At 71.5% G+C, this 21,922-nt stretch carries 20 protein-coding genes; 8 read left to right on the forward strand and 12 right to left on the reverse strand.

From position 1 onward, the window contains the following. Window positions 1–4: 4 nt before the first annotated feature. Window positions 5–955 (reverse strand): proteasome assembly chaperone family protein, encoded by a 951-nt coding sequence (locus PD653B2_RS02900; RefSeq protein ID WP_085870827.1) that lies wholly within the window; start codon window positions 953–955, stop codon window positions 5–7. Window positions 956–1,097: 142 nt separating this feature from the next. Between PD653B2_RS02900 and PD653B2_RS02905 the strand changes: the two genes are divergently transcribed. Continuing rightward, entirely contained in the window at window positions 1,098–2,297 is a 1,200-nt protein-coding gene (locus PD653B2_RS02905) for a thiolase family protein (protein WP_085870828.1), read from the forward strand. Next, window positions 2,297–4,369: a 3-hydroxyacyl-CoA dehydrogenase NAD-binding domain-containing protein gene (locus PD653B2_RS02910; protein WP_085870829.1), complete on the forward strand. Its 2,073-nt coding sequence runs from the start codon at window positions 2,297–2,299 to the stop codon at window positions 4,367–4,369. Before PD653B2_RS02905 ends, PD653B2_RS02910 begins: the two co-directional genes overlap by 1 nt. A gap of 31 nt (window positions 4,370–4,400) precedes the next feature. Here PD653B2_RS02910 and PD653B2_RS02915 read toward each other — a convergent pair whose 3' ends face one another. Further along, window positions 4,401–5,882 carry an ATP-binding protein gene (locus tag PD653B2_RS02915; protein ID WP_278247404.1) on the reverse strand — a complete coding sequence of 494 codons (1,482 nt, stop codon included), beginning with the start codon at window positions 5,880–5,882 and terminating at the stop codon, window positions 4,401–4,403. Between the two features lie 104 nt (window positions 5,883–5,986). After that, window positions 5,987–6,280, reverse strand: a complete 294-nt coding sequence (locus tag PD653B2_RS02920; RefSeq protein WP_085870831.1) for a virulence factor — start codon at window positions 6,278–6,280, stop codon at window positions 5,987–5,989. Window positions 6,281–6,412: 132 nt separating this feature from the next. Here PD653B2_RS02920 and PD653B2_RS02925 point away from each other — a divergent pair, with 132 nt between their 5' ends. Together PD653B2_RS02925 and PD653B2_RS02930 are read left to right on the forward strand one after the other, a co-directional pair. Continuing rightward, on the forward strand, window positions 6,413–6,709 hold the full coding sequence (locus PD653B2_RS02925) for a putative quinol monooxygenase (RefSeq protein WP_085870832.1): 297 nt from the start codon (window positions 6,413–6,415) through the stop codon (window positions 6,707–6,709). 345 nt (window positions 6,710–7,054) lie between these two features. Beyond that, entirely contained in the window at window positions 7,055–9,190 is a 2,136-nt protein-coding gene (locus tag PD653B2_RS02930; protein ID WP_085870833.1) for a DEAD/DEAH box helicase, read from the forward strand. Between the two features lie 38 nt (window positions 9,191–9,228). On the opposite strand, the gene PD653B2_RS02935 is transcribed toward PD653B2_RS02930, so the two are convergent. Continuing rightward, the gene (locus PD653B2_RS02935) at window positions 9,229–10,497 is read right to left on the reverse strand and encodes a hypothetical protein (RefSeq protein WP_085870834.1); all 1,269 of its coding nucleotides are present in this window, start codon (window positions 10,495–10,497) and stop codon (window positions 9,229–9,231) included. Between the two features lie 178 nt (window positions 10,498–10,675). On the opposite strand from PD653B2_RS02935, the gene PD653B2_RS02940 reads away from it, so the two are divergent. After that, window positions 10,676–11,695: an LLM class flavin-dependent oxidoreductase gene (locus tag PD653B2_RS02940; protein ID WP_085870835.1), complete on the forward strand. Its 1,020-nt coding sequence runs from the start codon at window positions 10,676–10,678 to the stop codon at window positions 11,693–11,695. A 36-nt stretch (window positions 11,696–11,731) separates the two neighbouring features. On the opposite strand, the gene PD653B2_RS02945 is transcribed toward PD653B2_RS02940, so the two are convergent. The 6 genes from PD653B2_RS02945 to PD653B2_RS02970 form a co-directional block, all read right to left on the reverse strand. After that, window positions 11,732–13,225, reverse strand: a complete 1,494-nt coding sequence (locus PD653B2_RS02945) for an amino acid permease (RefSeq protein ID WP_085870836.1) — start codon at window positions 13,223–13,225, stop codon at window positions 11,732–11,734. A 38-nt stretch (window positions 13,226–13,263) separates the two neighbouring features. After that, on the reverse strand, window positions 13,264–14,472 hold the full coding sequence (locus PD653B2_RS02950; protein ID WP_085870837.1) for a hypothetical protein: 1,209 nt from the start codon (window positions 14,470–14,472) through the stop codon (window positions 13,264–13,266). Beyond that, window positions 14,453–16,357, reverse strand: a complete 1,905-nt coding sequence (gene dxs, locus PD653B2_RS02955) for a 1-deoxy-D-xylulose-5-phosphate synthase (protein WP_085870838.1) — start codon at window positions 16,355–16,357, stop codon at window positions 14,453–14,455. Before dxs ends, PD653B2_RS02950 begins: the two co-directional genes overlap by 20 nt. A 108-nt stretch (window positions 16,358–16,465) precedes the next feature. Further along, complete coding sequence (locus PD653B2_RS02960) at window positions 16,466–17,389, reverse strand: SMP-30/gluconolactonase/LRE family protein (RefSeq protein ID WP_085870839.1); 924 nt, start codon at window positions 17,387–17,389, stop codon at window positions 16,466–16,468. Between the two features lie 7 nt (window positions 17,390–17,396). After that, on the reverse strand, window positions 17,397–18,122 hold the full coding sequence (locus PD653B2_RS02965) for a sulfite exporter TauE/SafE family protein (protein WP_085870840.1): 726 nt from the start codon (window positions 18,120–18,122) through the stop codon (window positions 17,397–17,399). Beyond that, window positions 18,122–18,550: an NUDIX domain-containing protein gene (locus PD653B2_RS02970; protein ID WP_085870841.1), complete on the reverse strand. Its 429-nt coding sequence runs from the start codon at window positions 18,548–18,550 to the stop codon at window positions 18,122–18,124. Before PD653B2_RS02970 ends, PD653B2_RS02965 begins: the two co-directional genes overlap by 1 nt. A 28-nt stretch (window positions 18,551–18,578) precedes the next feature. Between PD653B2_RS02970 and PD653B2_RS02975 the strand changes: the two genes are divergently transcribed. After that, entirely contained in the window at window positions 18,579–19,571 is a 993-nt protein-coding gene (locus tag PD653B2_RS02975) for a glycosyl hydrolase family 18 protein (RefSeq protein WP_085870842.1), read from the forward strand. A gap of 43 nt (window positions 19,572–19,614) precedes the next feature. On the opposite strand, the gene PD653B2_RS02980 is transcribed toward PD653B2_RS02975, so the two are convergent. Further along, window positions 19,615–20,202 carry a dienelactone hydrolase family protein gene (locus tag PD653B2_RS02980; RefSeq protein WP_085870843.1) on the reverse strand — a complete coding sequence of 196 codons (588 nt, stop codon included), beginning with the start codon at window positions 20,200–20,202 and terminating at the stop codon, window positions 19,615–19,617. A gap of 102 nt (window positions 20,203–20,304) precedes the next feature. Between PD653B2_RS02980 and PD653B2_RS02985 the strand changes: the two genes are divergently transcribed. Then, complete coding sequence (locus tag PD653B2_RS02985) at window positions 20,305–20,592, forward strand: DUF1330 domain-containing protein (protein WP_085870844.1); 288 nt, start codon at window positions 20,305–20,307, stop codon at window positions 20,590–20,592. After that, the gene (locus PD653B2_RS02990) at window positions 20,589–20,912 is read left to right on the forward strand and encodes a hypothetical protein (RefSeq protein ID WP_085870845.1); all 324 of its coding nucleotides are present in this window, start codon (window positions 20,589–20,591) and stop codon (window positions 20,910–20,912) included. The genes PD653B2_RS02985 and PD653B2_RS02990 overlap by 4 nt, the downstream gene beginning before the upstream one ends. Window positions 20,913–20,972: 60 nt before the next feature. On the opposite strand, the gene PD653B2_RS02995 is transcribed toward PD653B2_RS02990, so the two are convergent. Next, entirely contained in the window at window positions 20,973–21,764 is a 792-nt protein-coding gene (locus PD653B2_RS02995; protein WP_085870846.1) for an aldo/keto reductase, read from the reverse strand. Between the last annotated feature and the right edge of the window lie 158 nt (window positions 21,765–21,922).

Consider the following 21,922-nt stretch of genomic DNA (forward strand, 5'->3'; position numbering starts at 1 on the left):
GTGGTCAGCTCTGGCTCTCGTCGGACCCGGCGTCCGGTCCGTCGAGCCCGGCCAGGAACTGCTCGAACTGCTGGCCGATCTCGTCGCCGGTCGGCAGCGGCTCGTCGCGGGCGAGCAGGCTCGACCCGTCCTCCTCGGCCCGCTCGAACGCGTCGTACTGCCGCTCGAGCGCCTGCACCACCTCGCCGACCTCCTCGTTGGCGGCGAGGTAGCGGCTGATCTCGGCCTCGCGGTCCTCGGCCTCGGCGCGCAGACCGGAGAGGTCGATGATCAGCCGGCCGGCGATCTCCACCTGCTCGAGCAGCGCCGCGGCCGCCTTCGGGTACTCCATCTGGGCGAGGTAGTGGGGGATGTGCGCGACGAAGCCCATCGCGTCGTGGCCCCACTCCCCCAGCCGGACCTCGAGCAGTGCCTGGGCGCTGCTGGGGATCCGCAGCTCACCGCGCCAGGGGCTGTCGCCGGCGAGCAGGTCGGGGTCGTTGGCATGGTGGGTGATCGCGATCGGGCGGGTGTGCGGCACGGCCATCGGCACCGACCCCATGCCGACGACGCGGGTGACGCCGAAGCGCTCGACCACCTCGCGCACCGCGCGGCAGAACGCCTCCCACCGGTTGTCGGGCTCCGGCCCCTGGAGCAGGAGGTACGGCGTGCCGCCCGTGTCGGTGAGCAGCCGGACGACCAGGCGCGGCGCGGCGTACGACTCGTAGTGGTCGCGGACGAACGACATCGGTGGCCGACGGGCGCGGTAGTCGTGGAACTGGTCGACGTCGAACGTCGCGACGACCGGTCCGTCGGAGAGGTCGATGAGGTGTTGCGCTGCGCGCGCGGCGGCGCTGCCGGCGTCGAGGAAACCGTCGAGCACCAGCACCATCGTCAGCGCCCCGCCGGCCGCGCGCACCGCCGCGAGCTCGGGCACGTCGTCGACGATGTGGACGAGCCGGGGTTCAGAGGTCACGGGCTCACGATATGGCCTCGGCGCGTCGAGCGTGCGACCGCGTCGCCGAGGGTGACCGGCTGCACACCGTCGGGTCTCGCGACCTTTGTTACCGCACGGTAACGTAGGCGGTCGGAACCCATCCCCACCCCGAGGAGACCGCGTGTCCCGACAGCTCCGTGAGGTCGTCTTCGTCGACGGCGTGCGCACCCCGTTCGGCAAGGCCAAGGGCCAGTACGCCGAGACCCGCGCCGACGACCTCGTCATCAAGTGCATCCGCGAGCTCCTGCGGCGCAACCCGTCGCTCCCGCCCGAGCGCGTCGACGAGGTGGCCATCGCCGCCACCACCCAGATCGGCGACCAGGGCCTGACCATCGGCCGCACCGCCGCCCTGCTCGCCGGGCTGCCGCAGAGCGTCCCCGGCTACGCGATCGACCGGATGTGCGCCGGCGCGATGACCGCGGTCACCACCACGGCGTCCGGCATCGCCTTCGGCGCCTACGACGTGGTGATCGCCGGCGGCGTCGAGCACATGGGCCGGCACCCGATGGGCGAGGGCGTCGACCCGAACCCCCGGATCATGTCCGAGCGGATCGTGAACCCGGACGCGCTGGTGATGGGCAAGACCGCCGAGAACCTGCACGACCGCTACCCGACGATCACCAAGGAGCGCGTCGACGCCTACGCCGTGCGCTCGCAGGACAAGACGGCCGCGGCGTACGACGCCGGCCTGCTGCAGCCCGACCTGGTGCCCGTCGCGACCCGCTCCGCGGAGCTCGGCTGGGGTCTGGCGACCACCGACGAGCCGATGCGTCCCGGCACCACCATGGAGACGCTCGCCGCCCTGAAGACCCCCTTCCGCCCGCACGGCAAGGTGACCGCGGGCAACGCGGCCGGCATCAACGACGGCGCCACCGCCGCCCTGCTCGCCGACGAGGAGACCGCGCGCGAGCTCGGCCTCCCGGTCAAGATGCGGCTGGTGTCCTACTCCTTCGTGGGCGTCGAGCCCGAGGTGATGGGGGCCGGACCGATCCCGGCCACCGAGAAGGCGCTCGCGCAGGCCGGCCTCACCATCGACGACATCGGCGCCTTCGAGGTCAACGAAGCGTTCGCCGTGCAGGTGCTGGCCTTCCTGGAGCACTTCGGCATCGCCGACGACGACCCGCGCGTGAACCCGTACGGCGGTGCGATCGCCATGGGCCACCCGCTCGCCAGCTCGGGCGTGCGGCTCATGACGCAGCTCGCCGCGACGTTCGAGGAGCACCCGGACGTGCGCTACGGCCTGACCACCATGTGCATCGGCATCGGGATGGGCGGCACCGTCGTCTGGGAGAACCCGCACTACACCGGAGAGGCTGTCTGATGAGCGACCTGACCCCCCTGCTCGCCCGCGCCCAGGAGATCTCGTCCGACGCCGAGCGCGTCACCGAGGCCAAGCTCCGCAAGGTCACCCTCCCCGGCGGCGCCGGGGTGCTCGGCCTGATCACCCTCGACAACGGCGAGGACCACACCAAGCCGAACACGTTCGGTCCCCGCGGCCTGATCTCGCTCAACACCGCGATCGACGCCGCCCTCGCCGATGACGAGATCGCCGCGATCGGCGTGACCGGCAAGCCGTTCATCCTCGCGGCCGGCGCCGACCTCACGTCCATCTCCGGCGGCGGGGCCGACGCGGTCCGGGTCGTGGCCGAGCTCGGGCACGCGGTCTTCCGCAAGCTCGGCGAGGCCGGCGGCAAGACGTCGTTCGGCTTCATCAACGGGCTCGCACTCGGCGGCGGCCTCGAGGTCGCGCTGCACTGCGACTACCGCACCGTGATGGACAGCGCCCCGGCGCTCGGGCTGCCCGAGGTGATGCTCGGCCTGGTCCCCGGCTGGGGCGGCGCCTACCTGGTGCCCCACCTCGTCGGCGCCGACAAGGCCGTGACCGTGATCCTCGAGAACCCGCTCAACAACGGCAAGACGCTCGGGGGTCAGGCGGCCTACGAGCTCGGCCTGGCCGACGCCGTCTTCGGCGGCGCCGACTTCCTGGAGCAGTCGCTGCTCTGGGCGTCGGCCGTGCTGCGCGGCGAGATCGTCGTCGAGCGGCCCGAGGTCGACAAGGGCGAGGCCTGGGACGCCGCCGTCGCGCGCGGCACGGCCCTGGCCGAGGCCAAGACCGGTGGCGCGAGCCCGGCGGCGAAGAAGGCCGTCGAGCTGATCGCCGCGGCGAAGTCGGCGACCCGTGACGAGGGCTTCGCAGCCGAGGACGACGCGCTCGACGCGATGTCGAAGTCCCCGGAGCTGATCGCCAGCCTCTACGCCTTCGACCTGGTGCAGAAGCGGGCCAAGCGCCCGGCCGGCGCGCCCGACCGGGCGCTGGCCCGTCCGGTGACCAAGGTCGGCATCGTCGGCGCGGGCCTGATGGCCAGCCAGCTGGCGCTGCTGTTCGTCCGGCGCCTCGAGGTGCCGGTCGTGCTGACCGACCTCGACCAGGAGCGCGTCGACAAGGGCGTGGGCTACGTCCACGCCGAGATCGACAAGCTGCTCGCGAAGGGCCGGATCAACCACGACAAGGCCAACCGCCACAAGGCGCTCGTCACCGGTGCGGTCGACAAGGGCGAGCACTTCGCCGACGCCGACTTCGTCATCGAGGCGGTCTTCGAGGAGATGTCGGTCAAGAAGTCGGTCTTCGCGGACCTGGAGAAGGTGGTGAAGGCCGACTGCATCCTGGCGACCAACACCTCGTCGCTGTCGATCACCGAGATGGCGGCCGACCTCGAGCACCCCGAGCGGGTCGTCGGCTTCCACTTCTTCAACCCGGTCGCGGTGATGCCGCTCCTGGAGATCGTCAAGGGCGAGCGGACCGACGACGCCACCCTGGCGACGGCGTTCGCGACCGGCAAGGCGCTGAAGAAGACCACCATCCTCGTCAACGACAGCCCGTCGTTCATCGTGAACCGGCTGCTCGGCCGCTTCATGGGCGAGGTCGGCCGGATCGTCGACGAGGGCACGCCGGTGCCGGTCGCGGACTCGGCGTTCGCCGGGGTCGCGCCGATGCCGCCCTTCATGCTCCTCTCCCTGGTCGGCCCCGCGATCGCGCTGCACAACAACGAGACCCTCCACCGCGCGTTCCCGGACCGCTTCTACGTCTCCCCCGCGCTCGAGCGCGTGGTGGCGGCGAAGAAGGCGTCGTACTACGGCGCGGACGGCGCGATCGACCCCGAGGTCGAGGCACTGCTCGAGAAGCCGGACCACCCGGTCGTGCTCGAGCCCGCCGAGGTCCGCACCCGCGTGCTCACCGGTCTCGCCGACGAGGCGCGCCGGATGCTCGACGAGGGTGTCGTCGTTGCAGCCGAGGACCTCGACCTGGCGATGATCACCGGCGCCGGTTTCTCGTTCTGGAACGGCGGGCTGACGATGCTGCTCGAGCGCGAGGGGCTCGGGAAGTTCCACTGAGCCACGAGCGTCGGGCGCGACGCCGCGCAACCTAGAGGCCGGAGAAGGGCAGCGTCACGCGGAAGGTGCTGCCCCTCCCGAGCTCGCTCTCCAGCGAGACCGCACCACCGTGGGCGGCGACGATCGAGCTGACGATGTCGAGCCCGAGGCCGGTGCCGGGGATGTGCAGCTCGAGCGCGCGGCCGCCGCGGAAGAAGCGGGTGAAGACCTGGTCGACCTCGTCGGGGGCGATGCCGATCCCGGTGTCGCTCACCTCGAGCACGACGCCCTCGCTGTCTCGCCGCAGCACGACCGTGACCGAGCCGCCGTCCCCGGTGTACTTGACGGCGTTCGAGACCAGGTTGTCGACCACCTGGCGGATGCGCTGCTCGTCGACGGAGAGCCGCAGGTCGTCGGGCACGTCGACCGCGATCGACACGCGGCGCTTGTCGGCCTGGGGCCGCGCGGCCTCGACGGCGTACCGCACCAGTCTGGCCAGGTCGACGTCGGTACGCCGGAGCTGCAGGCCGCCCTCGACGTCCTGGCCCACCTGGAGCAGGTCGGAGAGCAGCGACTGCAGCCGGACGGCGTTGCGCTGGACCACCCGCAGCTGGGCCTGTGCCCCCGGCGGGATCTCCTCGTCGTCGCAGAGGATCTCGAGGAAGCCGAGCACCGAGGTCAGGGGCGTGCGCAGCTCGTGGGACACCGACGACACGAACTCGTCCTTGACCTGCATGGCGCGCATCAGGTCGGTGATCTCCTGGTAGGCCAGTGCCGCCCCGATCCGCTCACCCGACGGCCCGCGCATCTGGCGGGCGGACGTGGAGAACGCGGCCCGGGTGACGGGGTCGTCGCCCACCCAGTAGCGGTAGTCGTCGAACTCCTCGCCCTGGGCGGCCCGGTAGGACGGCATGTCCTCCTTGCCCATCAACGTCTTGCCGTCCAGGTAGTAGACGTGGCCGAGCTGGCCGGCCGAGCCCTCGTGGCCGTCGGGGAACGGCAGGTTCATCGTCTCGAGGTGGCGGCGGTTCATCCGCTCGTACCGACCGTCGCTCCCGATCAGCAGGAGCCCGACGTTCACGGTCTCGAAGATCGCCTCGAGCGTCTGCCGCTCGCGGTCGGCGTCGGCCTTGGCCGCCTTCAGCCGCTCCTGGTGCTCCTGCTGCTCGGTGACGTCGAGCAGCTGGGCGATGAAGTGCTGCGGTTCGCCGTCCGCGTGCCGCACCAGGGCGACCGACAGGTCACCCCAGACGATCCTCCCGTCCGCGTGGAGGTAGCGCTTCCGCAACCGGTAGGAGTCGATCTCTCCGGCCAGCGTCCGCCCGAAGAGGGCCACGTCGGCGTCGACGTCGTCGGGGTGGGTGAACTCCGGGAAGCCCATCCGGGCGAGCTGCGGCTCGTCGTACCCGAGCATGTCGCAGAGCGCCCGGTTGACCATCAGCGGCCGACCGTCGACCCCGACCAGGGCCATGCCGATCGGTGAGTGCTGCACAGTCAGGCGCCACAGGTCCGCGCTCTCGGAGGCCCCTTGCACCCGAATTCCCCTCCACCCCAAGACTGGTTGAAGACACCGTAGACGACCCTGAGGGACTGCGGCTCACCCGTCGGGTTGCGCGCCCGGCGGGGCCGCCAGCCGGTTCACCGGCCCAGGCCGTCGAGATAGCCGGCGATCCGGTCGGCCGGCCACTCCTCCTCGAGCTCGGCCACCACGCGGTCGAGCACGTCGGCCGGCGCACCGTCGGCCTCGGTCCACGTCGACCGTTCCCAGCCCGCGAGGTAGTCGTCGGCACCGGTGTCACCGAGCCGCATCGCCGCCTCGTCGATGGCTTCCTGGAACCTCGGTGCGAGCTGGGACTTCACGGTCTCGTCTCCCGCCCGGGCCGCGACCATCGAGGGCAGGTCCCGCCAGCGGGTCACCTGGAACTCCGTCATGCCCGGAGCCTAGGTCCGAAGCCACCTCCCGTCGGCCATCCGGCGGGTGAAGACCCCTGCGCGTCGCGACTCCGGACTCGAGCACGGTCGCTGGGCGTAGCCTCGACGGCATCCCAACGAAAGGACCATCCCATGTCCATCGACCGAGGGCTGCTCGCGATCCTGAACGCCAAGCCCGGCAAGGGCGACGAGCTCGGCGCGTTCCTGAAGCAGGGCCGAGAGCTGGCGGCCCGAGAAGAGGGCACCGTCACCTGGTACGCATTCCGACTCGACGACACGACGTACGGGATCTTCGACACCTTCGAGAGCGAGGAGGCGCGCCAGGCGCACGTGAACGGCCAGATCCCGGCGGCGCTCCAGCAGGTGAGCTCGGACCTCCTGGCGACCGCCGCCGACATCAAGCCGATCGACGTGATCGCGGTCAAGTAGCCGCGAGCGGGCTCTGCGACGACGTCCGCGCGCACGCGTGCGGGCCCTCGCCGCCGTTGTCGTCTGCGCGCTGGGCCGGCAGCTGTCGAGGACGGTCCGGGACCTCGCGGCCCGCCGTACCGCCGTCCGCGTCGTGTGCCCGGGCCCGAGCGCGCTACAGTGGGTGCAGCGCCGACGTTCTCGAGTCGGTGACTCTCGGCTCAGCGTGTCGATCTCTCAGAGATCCCGTCGTGTCGTGTGCGTCGCGGGGTGGTCATCCCGGCCCACCCCGTCCGGCGTCCGTGTCGCTCCCGCCCCGGCTCCACGCCGTGGCAGAACAGCCGGGGTACTCCAGAGGAGGAGTTTGTGGCTCGAGGAGGCCAGCGCCAGTCGAGCGCTCGCCGCACGGCTCCGCGGGGCCAGCGACGGGTCCGCGAGCTCGACAACGACGGCATCATCCCGGTCCTCGCCCGCGCCGTGCGCGAGGTCGAGACGGCCGTCCAGCGCGGCAACATCGCGCCGTCGGTGCGCACCAAGTTCCAGGTCGTCGCCCTGCTGGTCCGCGAGGAGCGAGCCCGGGTCAAGGCCGACCAGGAGAGCACCGAGGCACACCGCACCGAGCAGCTGAAGCGACTCGACGGCGTCGCCACGATCCTGGCCAAGACCGCGGCCCGCGACACCTCCCTGCTGATGCTGCTCGCCGAGGACGCCACGGTCTCCGAGTCGGCCCGCTCGCTCAAGCGCGAGATGGAGGCCGCCGCCGGTCTCGAGCTCCCGCCCGAGGAGGAGGCCGCGCCCGCGTCGGCCGCCGCCGCCTTCTCGACCCCCGAGCGCCGCGTCGTCCCCCAGTCGGTCATCTCGCGCCAGCTCGCGAACCCGTTCCTGGTCCCCGACTTCGCCAACGCCCCGCAGAGCAAGGGCACGGCCCGCCGGCTCGCCGGGTGGGAGCTGCTCGGCCCGCTGTTCCGCTCGTTCGAGTACGCCAGCCCGGCCTCGACCGGCATGGCGCTGCCCGAGCCCGGCTCGCTGCGCGCCCCGGGCGACCACCTGCTGATGCCGCACCAGGCCCAGCTCGTCGCGTCCGCGGCCGCCGGCCACCGGACGTTCCTGCTCGCCGACGAACCCGGCCTCGGCAAGACCGCCCAGGCGCTGCTCGCGGCCCAGGCGGCCAACGCCTTCCCGCTGCTGGTCGTCGTCCCCAACGTCGTCAAGACCAACTGGGCGCGCGAGGCCGGCATCTGGACGCCCAACCGGCCTGCCACCGTCATCCACGGTGACGGCCACACGATCGACGGCTTCGCCGACATCGTGATCGTCAACTACGAGGTGCTCGACCGCCACGTCGGCTGGCTCGGGGAGCTCGGCTTCCGCGGCATGGTCGTCGACGAGGCGCACTTCATCAAGAACAAGTCGTCGCAGCGCTCGCAGCACGCCCTCCAGCTCTCCGAGCGGATCCGGGCGCGCACCGCGCGGCCGCTGCTGATGGCGCTGACGGGCACCCCGCTGATCAATGACATCGAGGACTTCCGGGCGATCTGGCAGTTCCTCGGGTGGATCGACGACAAGAAGCCGCTCGGGGAGCTGATGGACGCGCTGGAGGAGACCGGGCTGACCCCGGCCGACCCCGCGTTCTACGGTGCCGCCCGGCGCTGCGTGATCGACCTCGGCATCGTCCGCCGCCGCAAGGTCGACGTGGCCGCCGACATCCCGGCGCGCCGCATCGCCGACCTGCCGGTCGAGCTCGAGGGCGAGGCCGGCCGCTCGATCCGTGAGGCCGAGCGGGAGCTGGCCCGTCGCCTGGTGCACCGCTACCAGACCGCGCTCGAGACCCGGACCTCCGGCATCACGGTCGAGGGCATCGACCACGAGCTGGTGCGCCGGGTCGCGACGTGGGAACGCGAGGACACCACGACCACCAAGAACGGCGAGAACGTCTTCACGATGATGCGCCGGATCGGCCAGGCCAAGGCCGGGCTGGCCGCCGACTACGCCGCCCAGCTGCAGCGCAGCGTCGGCAAGGTCGTCTTCTTCGCCAAGCACATCGACGTGATGGACGTGGCCGAGGAGACCTTCGCCAAGCGCGGGATCCGCTACGCCTCGATCCGCGGCGACCAGACCCCGAAGGCCCGGCAGAAGAACATCGACGACTTCGTCAACGACCCCGAGGTCGCGATCGTCGTCTGCTCGCTGAGCGCCGCCGGCGTGGGCCTGAACCTCCAGGTCGCCTCCAACGTCGTCCTTGCCGAGCTCTCGTGGACCGACGCCGAGCAGACCCAGGCCATCGACCGGGTGCACCGGATCGGCCAGGACGAGCCGGTCACCGCATGGCGGATCATCGCCTCGCAGACGATCGACACCAAGATCGCCGAGCTGATCGACAGCAAGGCCGGCATCGCCGCCCGCGCGCTCGACGGCTCCGACGACGAGGTGTCGTCGTCGGCCGACGTCCAGCTCGAGGCCCTGGTCGCCCTGCTCACCGAGGCGCTGACCGAGGCCCCGTGATCGGCGCGCACCTCGCGCAGCCGCGGCATCAGGCCTGATCAGTCCGCGAAGCCGTCCCCGGGCGTCCAGGTCGTGTCGCCGACCGTGAGCCGGTCGCCGTCGACGTGCGGCTCGCGCGTCACGCCCGTGACGAACGTCGACTCCCAGTGCGCCAGGTCCGGCGTCGCCGCGACGGCGTACGACGCACCCCGGTCGCAGGTCATCAGCACGGCGAAGCCCTCGTCGCCGACCTCGTAGCCGTCCATCCAGGTGCAGCGGTGGCCGGCCGGAGCGCCCTCGAGGACCTGCGGTTCGCTCCACGTCTCGCCGCCGAGCAGGTGCGTCTGCACCTGCATCCGCTGTCCGTCCGGGGAGCCCCAGGTGACGTCGTTCCAGTGCACGAACCCGATGACCGAGGAGTCGCAGCAGCCCCGGTCGACGTCGACGATCTCCAGCCCGCTGGGGTCGTCGTACGTCGTGGTCCAGGTGTCGCCGTCGCGGACGAACCAGAAGTCCCGGGCCCGGTGGTCCTGGGTGTGCACGGTGACCCAGTCGGGGCTGTAGGTGTCGAGGTAGCTGCGGCAGTCGGACCCGCCCCGGCCGCGCAGCGGCTCGGTGGTGCTCGCCGTGGAGGTGAGGTCGGCCGTGCCGGGGGTGCTGGTGAGCAGCTCGAACGTGCAGGAGCCCCGGGAGGGCTGCGAGGCCACGACGCGCAGCGAGCCGTCGGGTGCGAGCGCCGGCTCGGACGGCGAGTCGACGTGGTAGTCGAAGCCCGGGTGGCCCGACCACGGCACACGGTGGATCGCCTCCTCCGACCTCCATAGGTAGACACCCTTGTCGTCCTGGCCGAGGTAGACGGTCCGGCCGTCCGGCGTCACCTGCGCCTCTGCTCCACCGGATACCCGCTGCGCCTCGCAGGCACCCTCGCGACAGACGATCCCGATCGTGACCGAGCCGATGTCGCTGTCGCTGTGGACGTCGGGCGTGTACATCTGCTCGATGGCGACGGTGCCCCCGCCGTAGCGGACGGTGTTGTCGACGGCGGTGAACTTCTCGTCGGTCCACACGGTCTCGGGGTCGCCCCACCTGCCGGCGGCGTCACGCCACTGCACGACGATCCGGTGCCGGTCCGGCGAGCCGACCGAGAGCTGGGCGTCGCCCTCGTCGAGGTTCACGTAGCGGTTCGACTCGCCGTGGTCGCTGTCGAACTTCACGAGGTCCTGGCCACCGACGGCCTCGTCACCCCAGAGCGTCCAACCGACGACACCGGCCGTCACGAGGACGACGGCGGCGGCAGCGAGCGCCAGCCACCTGCGTCCCCGAGTCATGCCGGGAAGGCTACGTCCTCATCAGACGCCCCACAGCGCCGCCACGTGGCGGGCGTCGGTGCCGCAGCAGCCGCGAACCACGCGGAGCGATGGCAGGGTGGCGCGCAGGACAGCTGCGTTGTTGCTCGCGACGGGGGCGTCCTGGGAAGATTTACGCTTCAACTTTGTTGGGAGAGTCATGAAGAACATCGGATTCCTGTCCTTCGGTCACTGGACGCCCTCGCCGCAGTCGCAGACGCGCTCCGCGGCCGACGCGCTGCTCCAGTCGATCGACCTCGCCGTCGCGGCCGAGGAGCTCGGAGCCGACGGCGCGTACTTCCGCGTGCACCACTTCGCCCGCCAGCTCGCCTCGCCGTTCCCGCTGCTCGCGGCGGTCGGCGCCCGGACCAGCCGGATCGAGATCGGCACCGGCGTGATCGACATGCGCTACGAGAACCCGCTCTACATGGCCGAGGACGCGGGCGCCGCGGACCTGATCTCGGGCGGCCGACTGCAGCTCGGCATCAGCCGCGGCTCACCGGAGCAGGTCATCGACGGCTACCAGTACTTCGGGTACGTGCCGGCCGAGGGTGCCGACCACGCGGCGATGGCTCGCCAGCACACCCAGGTCTTCTTGAAGGTGATCGAGGGCGAGGGGTTCGCCGAGCCCAACCCGCGCCCGATGTTCCCGAACCCGCCCGGGCTGCTCCGGGTCGAGCCGCACTCCCCCGGCCTGCGCGACCGGATCTGGTGGGGGGCCGGCTCGCGCGCGACCGCCGAGTGGACGGCCGAGCTCGGGATGAACCTGATGAGCTCGACGCTGCTCACCGAGGACACCGGCGTGCCGTTCCACCAGCTCCAGGCCGAGCAGATCCAGATGTTCCGCGACGCGTGGAAGGCCGCCGGCCACGAGCGTGAGCCGCGGGTCTCGGTCAGCCGCAGCATCTTCCCGATCGTCAGCGACATGGACCGCGCCTACTTCGGCGGCGAGTCCCGCAGCCAGGACCAGGTCGGCGCGATCGACGGCGAGCTGGCCCGCTTCGGCAAGTCGTACGCCGGCGAGCCCGACCAGCTCGTCAAGGACCTGGCCGAGGACGAGGCGATCGCCGCGGCCGACACCCTCCTGCTGACCGTGCCCAACCAGCTCGGCGTCGACTACAACGCGCACGTCATCGAGAGCCTGCTCACCCACGTCGCTCCGGGGCTCGGCTGGCGCTGAGCGTCACCTGCAGGCGGGGGGCGGCTCGAGCGGTCGTCAGACGGAGGCCGACTCCTTCTCGGCCAGGCGGACCCGGCTGTGGCTGTGGCCGTAGAAGAAGTAGATCGCGAAGCCCAGGGCCATCCAGACGAGGAAGCGAAGCCAGGTCTCGATGCTGAGGTTCAGCATCAGGTAGAAGCAGACCAGGGCGGCCAGGACCGGCACGTACGGGCTGAACGGCACCCGGAACGGGCGCTCCAGCTCGGGACGGGTGCGACGGAGGATCGGGATCGCCAGCGAGACGAGCAGGAACGCCGTCAGCGTCCCGATGTTGACCATCTCCTCGAGCTTGTCGATCGGCGTGAAGCCGGCGATCACCGCGACGGTCGCGCCGATCGTGAGGGTGATCCGCACCGGGGTGCCGGTCTTCGGGTTGGTGTGGGCGAACGCCCGCGGGAGCAGTCCGTCGCGGGCCATCGCGAAGAGCACCCGCACGGCGCCGATGATCAACGTCATCACCACGGTGGTCAGACCGGCGACGGCGCCGGCGGCGATCATGGTCGCGAAGCCGTCCTTGCCGACCGAGGTGAACGCCGAGGCGAGCGCGGCCGAGGGGTCGATCTCGTTGTACGGCACCATGCCCGTGATGACCAGCGCCACCGCCATGTAGAGCACCGTGCAGATGGCCAGCGAGCCGAGGATGCCCTTGGGCAGGTCCTTCTGCGGGTTGCGCGCCTCCTCCGCGGTCGTGGCGACCACGTCGAAGCCGATGTAGGCGAAGAACACGACCGAGGCGGCCGAGATGATGCCGAGCACGCCGAACGTCTGCGGTTCGATGCCGAACACCCACTGGATGAGCGGTTGGGTGAGGCCGGACGCCTGCACCGGGTCGGCGGCCGGCGGGATGAACGGGTCGTAGTTGGCGCCGGAGACGTAGAACAGCCCCGCGACGATCACGAACAGCACGATGAACAGCTTGATCGCGACCAGGAAGAGGTTGACCCGCAGCGACTCCTTGATGCCGACGGCGATCAGGGCCGTCAGGACCAGGATCAGGATCACGGCCGCCAGGTTGACGTGGCCCCACTCGTAGTTCGCGGAGTCGGCCGGGCCGATCGAGGACGGCCAGGTGATGCCGATCTCGTCGAGGAAGGTCACCAGGTAGGTGCTCCAGCCCTGCGCGACCACCGACGCACCGAGCATCAGCTCGAGGATCAGGTCCCAGCCGATGATCCAGGCCACCAGCTCACCGAGGGTGGCGTAGGAGAACGTGTAGGCCGAGCCGGCGACCGGGACCGTCGATGCGAACTCCGCGTAGCAGATGGCCGCGAGCCCGCAGCAGATCGCGGCGATCGCGAAGGAGAAGACCACGCCGGGCCCGGCGTACTGCGCTGCGACCTGGCCGGTGAGCGTGAAGATACCGGCGCCGATCACGACGCCGATGCCGAAGACCGTGAGGTCGAGGGCGGTGAGCTTCTTCTTGAGCTTGAATTCCGGGTCGTCGGTGTCCTCGAGAGACTGCTCGATCGACTTGGTCCGCAGCACGTTCATGCTTGGCAGTGTTGTCCAGTGAAGCGGCGACCGAAACCCTAGAGGGATCCCTCGGCCGGGTCGTAGAGCGCGAGGATCAGCCGGTCGGCCTGGCGGGCGAGCTCGTGGGTGCTGGTGCCGAACTGGTCGCGGAGCACCGCGGTCGGGTCCGCGCCGGGCTCGGCCATCGCGTCGAGCAGCTGCCAGGGGGCGTCGTCGCCGTACGCCTCGGCGACGTACTCGACAGCCCACCAGGCCAGGCCGTAGTGGGCGTCGGAGTCGTCGTCGTTGAAGGTGGCGTCGTCCGGCAGGTCGGCGACACCCGCCTCGGCCGCCGTGACCGCTGCTTGGGGGATCCGCCGGTCCTGGGGGGCGAGGGGGCGCACGGAGACGTACTCGGCGATCCCCTCGGCCAGCCAGACCGGCACCTCGTCGTCGTGGGTGCCGATCGCGACGTGGGTGAGCTCGTGGCGGACCAGCCGGTCGCGCTCGCGCCCGGGCCGGCCGACGATGGTCGGGTTGAGGACGAAGCGGGTGCTCGTCCCCACGGGGAAGGCGACCGCGTCGAGGTCACCGGGGTCGTCACCGGGCACGTCCTCGAGCGTGTCGAGGAAGGCCGGGTCGGACAGGGCGTAGACGACCACCGACTTCGACCACGCGTAGGGCACCTGCGCCGACACCACGGCGATCCCGCTCTCCACCGAGTCGAGGAGCGACGACGCGCCGTCGACGCTGCCGGCGTCGAAGATCCCGAGCACGCCGGCACCCTCGCGCACCTCGATCGGTCCGGCGTCCCACGGCTGCGGGTGGGCGTCGGTCACCGACGTGACCAGGAAGCGCCCGGCGTGCCGCTCCATCGGCTCGAAGCGGTAGCGCTGCTCGTCGGTGACCGGTGCGTCGTCGTACCCCGCCAGCTGGAGCGTCTGCACCACCTCGACCGTGTAGGTGTCGCCGTCGCGCACCAGGCTCCCCGGGTCGAGCCGGTAGGCGAGCCGGGCGATCGGCAGCTGGGTCACGTTGCCGAACCACGTCTCCTGACGCTCGCGGAACGCCCGCCCGCCGCCGATCTGACGCGCGAACGCCTCGGGGTCGGCCCGTCGTACGACGCGGACACGCGAGTCCAGCGCTCGGTCGATCGCCTTGACCACGTCGTGGGGCGCCGGTGCCACCACGCCGGCGGGATCGTCGTCGGACGACGAGCAGCCGCCAAGCGTCGCGGCCAGGAGCAGCGCCGCGACGAGCAGGTGGCTACGTCGTGTGTTCGACATCAAGGGGAGAACGACCGTCCGACAGTGCGGTCATGTCCTCCACGATGCCGAGGGCGAGCGCCTGCGGCGTGAGCCCGATCCGCTCGAGGATCGCGGCGCGCTTGGCATGACCCAGGAACTCCTGCGGGATGCCGTGCAGGCGGAACGGCGTGTGCACGCCGGCCGCGTTGAGGATCTGCAGGAGCACGGCGCCGCAGCCGCCGATCTCGCCGTTGTCCTCGATGCTCACGACGAGCCGGTGCTGGCGGGCCAGCTCGACGATCGCCGGGTCGACCGGCTTCACCCAGCGCGGGTCGACGACGGTGACGCCGATGCCCTGGGCGACCAGCCGTTCGGCGACGTCGACCGCGACGGTGGCCATCGAGCCGACCGCGACCACCAGGACGTCCTTGGTGCCCCTGCGGACCAGCACGTCGGCGCCCCCGGCCTTGCCGACGGCCTCGATGTCGGCGGGCGGCGGGCCCTTCGGGTAGCGCAGCACGGTCGGGGCGTCCGCGACGTCGACCGCCTCGTTGAGCAGCTCGCGCAGCCGGGTCGCGTCGCGGGGCGCGGCCAGGCGCAGGCCCGGGACGACCTGGAGGATCGACATGTCCCACATGCCGTTGTGGCTGGCACCGTCGTCGCCGGTGACACCCGAGCGGTCGAGGGCGAAGGTGACGCCGCACCGGTGCAGCGCGACGTCCATCAGCACCTGGTCGAAGGCGCGGTTCAGGAACGTGCCGTAGAGCGCGACCACGGGGTGCAGGCCGCCCATCGCGAGGCCGGCCGCGGAGGTGGCGGCGTGCTGCTCGGCGATGCCGACGTCGAAGGTGCGGTCGGGGAAGCGGGCCTGGAACGCGTCGAGCCCGACGGGGTGCATCATCGCGGCCGTCATCCCGACGACGTCGGGCCGGCGCTCGCCGATCTCGACGATCGCGTCCGAGAAGTAGTCGGTCCAGATCCGGCCCTTGGGCTTCTCGGCGCCGGTCTGCACGTCGAACGGACCGGGAGCGTGGAACTGGTCGGCCTCGTGGCGCTCGGCCGGGTCGTAGCCGTAGCCCTTGCGGGTGATCGCGTGCACGATCACCGGGCCGTTGAACTTCTTGGCCTGCGCGAGCGCCTGCTCCATCGCAGGCCGGTCGTGGCCGTCGACGGGGCCGACGTACTTGAGGCCGAGGTCCTCGAAGAGGCCCTGGGGGGCCAGCGCGTCCTTGACACCCTTCTTCATCGCGTGGAGGGCGTCGTACGCCGCGGGGCCGACGCCCGGCACGGCGTTGAGCCGGCGCTTGACCATGTCGAGGACGGTCTCGTAGCGCGGATTGGTGCGCAGCGAGGTGAGCGCGGTGGCGAGGCCGCCGATGGTCGGCGTGTAGGAGCGGCCGTTGTCGTTGACGACCATCACCAGCCGGCTCTTCTTGGCGATCGCGATGTTGTTGAGCGCCTCCCACGCCATGCCCCCGGTGAGCGCGCCGTCACCGATGACCGCGACGACGTGGCGGTCCTCGCCGCGGATCGTGTAGGCCTTCGCGAGGCCGTCGGCATAGCTGAGCGCGGTCGAGGCGTGGGAGTTCTCGACGATGTCGTGGTCGGACTCGGCCTGGCTCGGGTAGCCGCTCATGCCGCCTTCGCGGCGCAGGGTGCCGAAGGTCGCGGCCCGTCCGGTCACGAGCTTGTGCACGTAGGCCTGGTGGCCGGTGTCGAAGACGATGCGGTCGGTCGGCGAGTCGAAGATCCGGTGGATCGCCAGGGTCAGCTCGACCACGCCGAGGTTGGGGCCGAGGTGACCCGTGTTGGTCGCCACGGTCCGGATCAGCAGGTCGCGGATCTCGCTCGCGAGCGCGTCCAGCTGCGCGTCGTCGAGGTCGCGCAGGTCACGTGGCGACGTGATCGAGTCGAGGGTGCCCATGGGGGGTGAGTTTACGGGTTGACGGTCGAATCACGGCCTCGGGGAGCGACGCACCGTTGATCGAGCAGGTCGCGCAGCACCCGTGTCGAGACCCGCCGCGAGGGGCGGTCAGAGGTCGATCACCGCGACCGCGGGCTCGTGGAGGCTGCCGAGCCAGACCCGGCCGTCGTGCTCCCGGACGCCGGTGACCATGTGGTAGGCCGTGGCCGGGCGCTGGAGGTCGTGCACGAGGGTGCCGGCGTCGTCGTACGCCTGGACGCGCACGGTGCGCTTCGGCTTGGGCTGGAGCCGCTCGGGGATCCGGGTGACCATCCGGCGCAGCGCCTGGGGGCCGCGTTGGATGCGCTCGACGACGGGGTCGGTGGGGCTCGCGATCGTCACCCAGATCAACCCGTCGCTCCCCCGCGCGATGTTGTCGGGATAGCCGGGCAGGTCCTCGACCAGGAAGTCGCGCTGCCCCGCTCGCTCTCCGGCGATCCAGTGCCGGACGACGGTCCGCGCGCCGGTCTCCGCGACGGCGACGAACGACTCGTCGCGGCTGAGCGCGACGCCGTTCGCGAAGGCCAGCCCGTCGAGGACGACCTCGACATCCCCGTCGGTGCCGAGCCGGGCCAGCCGCCCGGTGCGGGTGTCCTGGACGAAGTCGTCCTTCCACCGGTCGATGCCGAACCTCGTGGACGAGTCGGTGAACCAGATCGTCCCGTCACCGGCGATCGCCGCGTTGTTGCAGAACATCATCGGGGCGCCGTCGATCCGGTCGGCGACCTCCTCGATCGCGCCGTTGCGGACGTCGACGCGCAAGACGCCCCGGCGGGCGTCGCACACCAGCAGCCGGCCGTCCAGGTCGATCTCCAGGCCCAGCGGCCGGCCGGCCGTGTGGGCGACCCGCTCGATGTGCTGTCCGTCGTGGGAGATGCGGAAGATGCTGCCGTCCTCGGTGCCGGTGAAGACGGCGCCCTCGTCGGGGCCGGGGCCGCCGACCACGACGTCCTCGGCGCCGGCAGCGGGGACGGGGGTCACCTGGAGATCCATGGGCCCATCAGACCAGCGAACGCACGATCAGCACCAGCGCCGACACGGCGGAGACCACGAGCACGGCGGGCCGGACGACGTGCGCGGGCAGCACCCGTCGGAGCGGGATGCCGAGCAGCGCGCCGGCGCCGACGGCCGGGAGCAGGAACCCGGCGACGGCCACCTGGTGTCGCTCCAGGTCGCCGGAGATGGTCAGCCCGACCATGCTGATCGCGGCGCCGATGAGGAAGTAGACGGCCATCGTGGTGCGGATCTGGGTCGGCTGCCGATGCTGGTAGAGCAGCGCGAACGGCGGGCCGCCGATCGACGTGGCCGTGCCGGTCACCCCGCCGATGAAGCCGGCCGCGCTGAGCGAGGTCCGGTTGATCGGCACGGTCACCGCCCGCCAGGTCACCAGGACCGCGAGCAGCACCATGCTGCCGATGAAGAGCCCCAGCTGGCTCTCGGTGAAGGTCGCCACGACCCACACGCCGAGCGTCGTCCCCGCCATCCGGGACGGGAGCGACCAGGTCAGCCCGTGCCAGTCGATGTCGTGGTGGTCGTGGACCAACGTGATGCACGGCAGCACGAACGCCAGCGCGATCAGCACGCCGGGCATCAGCTGGGGCTCCAGCAGGGTGATGACCGGCGCCGCGACCAGCCCGATGCCGAGGCCCACGACCGACTGGACGAGCGACCCGAGCAGCAGCGCGAGGGCGACCAGCGCGAACACGCCCGGATCGAGACCGCCCATCAGCCGAGCAGCTCCCGGTAGGCGTCGGACTCCAGGAACGCCGGCACGATCATCGCCGCGCTGGCCGTGTGGTCGAGCCCGCGGGCGGTGACCGGGTCGACGAACACGATCCGGCGGCCCTCCCCCAGCACGATGTCGGCGTCGGTGGCGCCCGTCCTACCGATCCAGACCTGCGTGGTGTCCAGGCTGTCGTACGCCTCGTGGAAGACCTGGATCTCGCGCCACAGGGTGAGGTCGCCGGGCGCCAGGTGCAGCCCCGTCTCCTCGGCGAGCTCGCGGTAGGCCGCCGGCTCGTGCTCCTCGCCGTCCTCGACGTGCCCGCCCGGCAGCCCCCACTTCCCGGGGTCGATCACCGGGTGCTCGTCACGCTCCTGCAGCAGCAGCCACCCCCGCGGGTCCACGAGCAGGACGCAGGAGAAGCGATGCATCCCAGCACCGTAGTGGCAGGGTGAACCCATGCTGCGCTCGGTCCGCCTCCTCGCCCTGCCCCTCGCCCTCGCCCTGATGACCCCGGCCCCGGCGCTCGCCCGGGAGCCCGACGGCCTGGCGGTGACGGGGTGGATCCTCGACTCCGGCACCAACCAGCTGGTGGCGCGCAACGCCGGCGGGTTGAGCACGCTGAGCGTCGCGGGCGTCGGGATCTCCGCCGACGGCGGGCACGTCGCGGCGCCGAGCGCCGGCGCGAAGCGGCTGCTGGGCGCCGCGCACCGCCACGACCTCACCGCCGAGCTGCTGGTCAGCAACTACAGCAACCGTCTCGAGGACTTCGACCCGCGGGCCCTCCACCGGCTGCTGTCGAGCGACGCGAAGATCGGCGCGGTGGCGCAGCGGCTGGCCGGCCACGTCGCGGACCAGGGCTGGGACGGCGTCAACGTCGACCTCGAACGGGTACGGCGCGGCGACGCCGGCGGGCTGGTCCGCTTCGTGCAGGCACTGCAGGACGAGATGGACGCAGCGAGGACCGTCACCGTCGACATCAGCGCCGCCACGTCGGAGCCGGCGTACCGCGACCGCGGCTACCGCCTGGCCGACCTCGCCGAAGCAGCCGACGTCATCAAGCTGATGACCTACGACTACAGCGGGCCGACCTGGTCGAAGCCCGGCCCGATCGGGCCGCTGGCCTGGCAGCGCGACGCCCTCGACGCGATCCTCTCCGTCGTCCCCGCCGAGCAGGTCGACCTCGGCGTCGCCGGCTACGGCTACAGCTGGCCGAAGCAGGGCACCGGACGGAGCCTCACGATCCGCCAGGTCCACGGCATGCTCAACCGCGACGGTGCGACGCCGCACTGGCGGGCCGGCGCCGGCGAGTGGACCGCGAAGCTCCGCAACGGCACGGTGCTGTGGTGGTCGGACGGCCGGTCCTACCGCAAGCGGGTCGCGCTGGCCCGCGAGCACGCCGTGCACGGGCTGGCCGTATGGCGGATCGGTTCGGCGGACACCCTGCGCTGAGCGGCCCTGTTCTTCGACCTCTGCAGCCGACACGTCGTGGGCACTAGACCCGGTCGAGCAGCTCCCGGGACCGCTCCACGACGAGCGCGGCCGCGTCGGCGTCGTACGACGGGAGTGAGGAGTCGACGAACAGGTGCTGGTCCCCGCGGTAGACGAACAGCTCGCCCACCTCCGGCCCGACCGTCTCGACCAGCTGGCGGGCTGCGTCGATGTCGCCCTCGAGCGCGAAGAACGGGTCCTGGTCCATGCCGTGGACCTGCACGGGCACGCCGTCGGGCCACGGCCCGAAGGCCCAGTCGCCGGTGATCGGGATGCACGACTCGTAGAGCAGCGCGCCCTGCGCCCCGGGCCGGGTCTGGGCCAGCCGCTGGGCCGTGCCGGCGCCGAACGAGATCCCGGCGTACACCAGCTCCTCGGGCAGCCCCTCCAGTGCCGCGCGCACCCTCTCGTCGATCACGCCGTCGCCCAGGCCCCGGACGTGGGCGACGCCGTCCTCGATCGTCGCCGGCCGCTCGCCGTCGAAGAGGTCGGGCGTGTGGACGGTGTGTCCACCCGAGCGGAGCCCGTCGGCGAGCGCGAGCACTCCGTCGGTGAGTCCCTGGACGTGGTGGAAGAGCACGACCTCGGCCATCTGCCTACTCCTGTCATCGCTTCGGGTGGTCACCTGCACCGTAGAACGTGACCCGGACGGTCCGCTTCCGAGACGTCAGGTGATCTCGGGCAGGATGGCGCCATGACCGCGTACTGGATCAGCACCTACAAGGAAGTCCTCGACGACGCGAAGCTGGCGGCGTACGCCGAGCTGGCCGGTCCCGCCCTCGAGGCGGCCGGTGGCAGGTTCATCGCCCGAGGCTTCCCGGAACAGACCTACGAGGCGGGCGAGCAGACCCGGACGGTCGTCATCGAGTTCGCGTCGGTCGACGCCGCCCGGGCCGCGCACGACAGCCCGGCCTACCAGGACGCCCTCGCCGCTCTCGACGACGGCGCCGTGCGCGACATCCGGCTCGTGCCCGGCGTATGACAGCGAGCCGGTCCGCTCGGGAGAGGAAGGCGGCCGCCGAGGCCGGGCCGCTGGCGACGGTGAAGATCGACGTCGACCCGGAGAAGCAGTTCGTCTACAAGATCGGCTGCACCGAGTGCACGGCCAAGGGCCATCGCGCGTGGTCGGCGTACCGGCCCGGCGGTGACAACGGCTTCATGGCCGCGATGGACCGGTGGATCTTCCACCTGACCGAGAAGCACCCCGGCGCCGAGGCGCCGTGCCTGGCGTTCCTGCCGGCGGCCCAGCAGCGGCTGCACGAGCGGCGGGCGGAGGGTGACGGCGAGACGAAGCCGGGCTGACCCCGCCCGTCCGGTGGGCCTCCGGCCGGAGCCCGATGACGGCTGTCTCCAGGAGCACGTCTACCGGCCGAGGGCGTCGAGGGTCGCCATGTCCTCGTCGGTCAGGCTGAAGCCGGCCACGTCGGCGTTGGAGCGGATCCGGTCGGCGTGGACCGACTTCGGGATCACGATCACCTCGTGCTGCAGGTGCCAGCGGATGATCACCTGTGCCGGCGTACGACCGGTCCGCTCCGCGATCTCGACGATCGCCGGGTGCTCGAGCGTGCCACCCCGCAGGGCGCTGTAGCCCTCGAGCGCGATGCCGCGGGCGCGGTGCTCGGCGAGCGTCGCGGCATCGAAGAGCAGCGGGCTCCACTCGATCTGGTTGACCGCGGGCGCCGCTCCGGCGGCCTTCGTGATCTCGTCCACGAGCGACGTGTCGAAGTTGCTCACCCCGATCTCCCGGGCCAGGCCCGCCTCGCGCGCCTCGACGAACGCGCGCCACATGTCTGCGTTGGCCGAGCCCGAGCCGGGCCAGTGGATGAGCCAGAGGTCGACGTGGTCGGTCTGGAGCAGGTCGAGGCTCTCGCGCAGCGTCTCGAGCTCACGCCCGGCCCGGTGGGGCGGGCACTTGGTGGTGAGGAAGACGTCGCCGCGCGGCACCCCGCTCTCGGCCAGCGCACGGCCGACCTCCGCCTCGTTGCCGTAGATCGTCGCCGTGTCGAGGTGGCGGTAGCCGGTCTCGAGCGCGGTCGAGGTCGCGCGCACCGCGTCCTGGCCGGTGATCTGCCAGGTGCCGAAGCCGAGGAGCGGGATCCGGCCACCGGCGGCGAGCGTGACGGTCTGGTCGGGCAGCCGGGGAGCGTCGGTCATGTCGCGATGCTAGTCAGCACCCAGGAACCCCGACGGGCGTCGGCGAAGGCCCGGGCCGCTCGGAGAAGAATCGACTCAACTCTCTGGTGTTCGAACGTGTGTTCGTATATAATGGACTATGGCCTTCATCCCGATCGGGCGGACTCAACCGGTTGTTG

Origin of the sequence: Nocardioides sp. PD653-B2 (assembly GCF_002117935.1) — a bacterium.
In the GTDB taxonomy this organism is placed as follows: Bacteria; Actinomycetota; Actinomycetes; order Propionibacteriales; family Nocardioidaceae; genus Nocardioides.

Excerpts from the sequence above, each read along its gene's own strand:
- PD653B2_RS02910 (WP_085870829.1), top strand. The coding sequence starts at position 2,297 with ATGAGCGACCTGACCCCCCTGCTCGCCCGCGCCCAGGAGATCTCGTCC.
- PD653B2_RS02920 (WP_085870831.1), bottom strand. The coding sequence starts at position 6,280 with ATGACGGAGTTCCAGGTGACCCGCTGGCGGGACCTGCCCTCGATGGTC.
- PD653B2_RS02925 (WP_085870832.1), top strand. The coding sequence starts at position 6,413 with ATGTCCATCGACCGAGGGCTGCTCGCGATCCTGAACGCCAAGCCCGGC.
- PD653B2_RS02935 (WP_085870834.1), bottom strand. The coding sequence starts at position 10,497 with ATGACTCGGGGACGCAGGTGGCTGGCGCTCGCTGCCGCCGCCGTCGTC.
- PD653B2_RS02940 (WP_085870835.1), top strand. The coding sequence starts at position 10,676 with ATGAAGAACATCGGATTCCTGTCCTTCGGTCACTGGACGCCCTCGCCG.
- PD653B2_RS02945 (WP_085870836.1), bottom strand. The coding sequence starts at position 13,225 with ATGAACGTGCTGCGGACCAAGTCGATCGAGCAGTCTCTCGAGGACACC.
- PD653B2_RS02950 (WP_085870837.1), bottom strand. The coding sequence starts at position 14,472 with ATGTCGAACACACGACGTAGCCACCTGCTCGTCGCGGCGCTGCTCCTG.
- dxs (WP_085870838.1), bottom strand. The coding sequence starts at position 16,357 with ATGGGCACCCTCGACTCGATCACGTCGCCACGTGACCTGCGCGACCTC.
- PD653B2_RS02960 (WP_085870839.1), bottom strand. The coding sequence starts at position 17,389 with ATGGATCTCCAGGTGACCCCCGTCCCCGCTGCCGGCGCCGAGGACGTC.
- PD653B2_RS02965 (WP_085870840.1), bottom strand. The coding sequence starts at position 18,122 with ATGGGCGGTCTCGATCCGGGCGTGTTCGCGCTGGTCGCCCTCGCGCTG.
- PD653B2_RS02970 (WP_085870841.1), bottom strand. The coding sequence starts at position 18,550 with ATGCATCGCTTCTCCTGCGTCCTGCTCGTGGACCCGCGGGGGTGGCTG.
- PD653B2_RS02975 (WP_085870842.1), top strand. The coding sequence starts at position 18,579 with ATGCTGCGCTCGGTCCGCCTCCTCGCCCTGCCCCTCGCCCTCGCCCTG.
- PD653B2_RS02980 (WP_085870843.1), bottom strand. The coding sequence starts at position 20,202 with ATGGCCGAGGTCGTGCTCTTCCACCACGTCCAGGGACTCACCGACGGA.
- PD653B2_RS02985 (WP_085870844.1), top strand. The coding sequence starts at position 20,305 with ATGACCGCGTACTGGATCAGCACCTACAAGGAAGTCCTCGACGACGCG.
- PD653B2_RS02990 (WP_085870845.1), top strand. The coding sequence starts at position 20,589 with ATGACAGCGAGCCGGTCCGCTCGGGAGAGGAAGGCGGCCGCCGAGGCC.
- PD653B2_RS02995 (WP_085870846.1), bottom strand. The coding sequence starts at position 21,764 with ATGACCGACGCTCCCCGGCTGCCCGACCAGACCGTCACGCTCGCCGCC.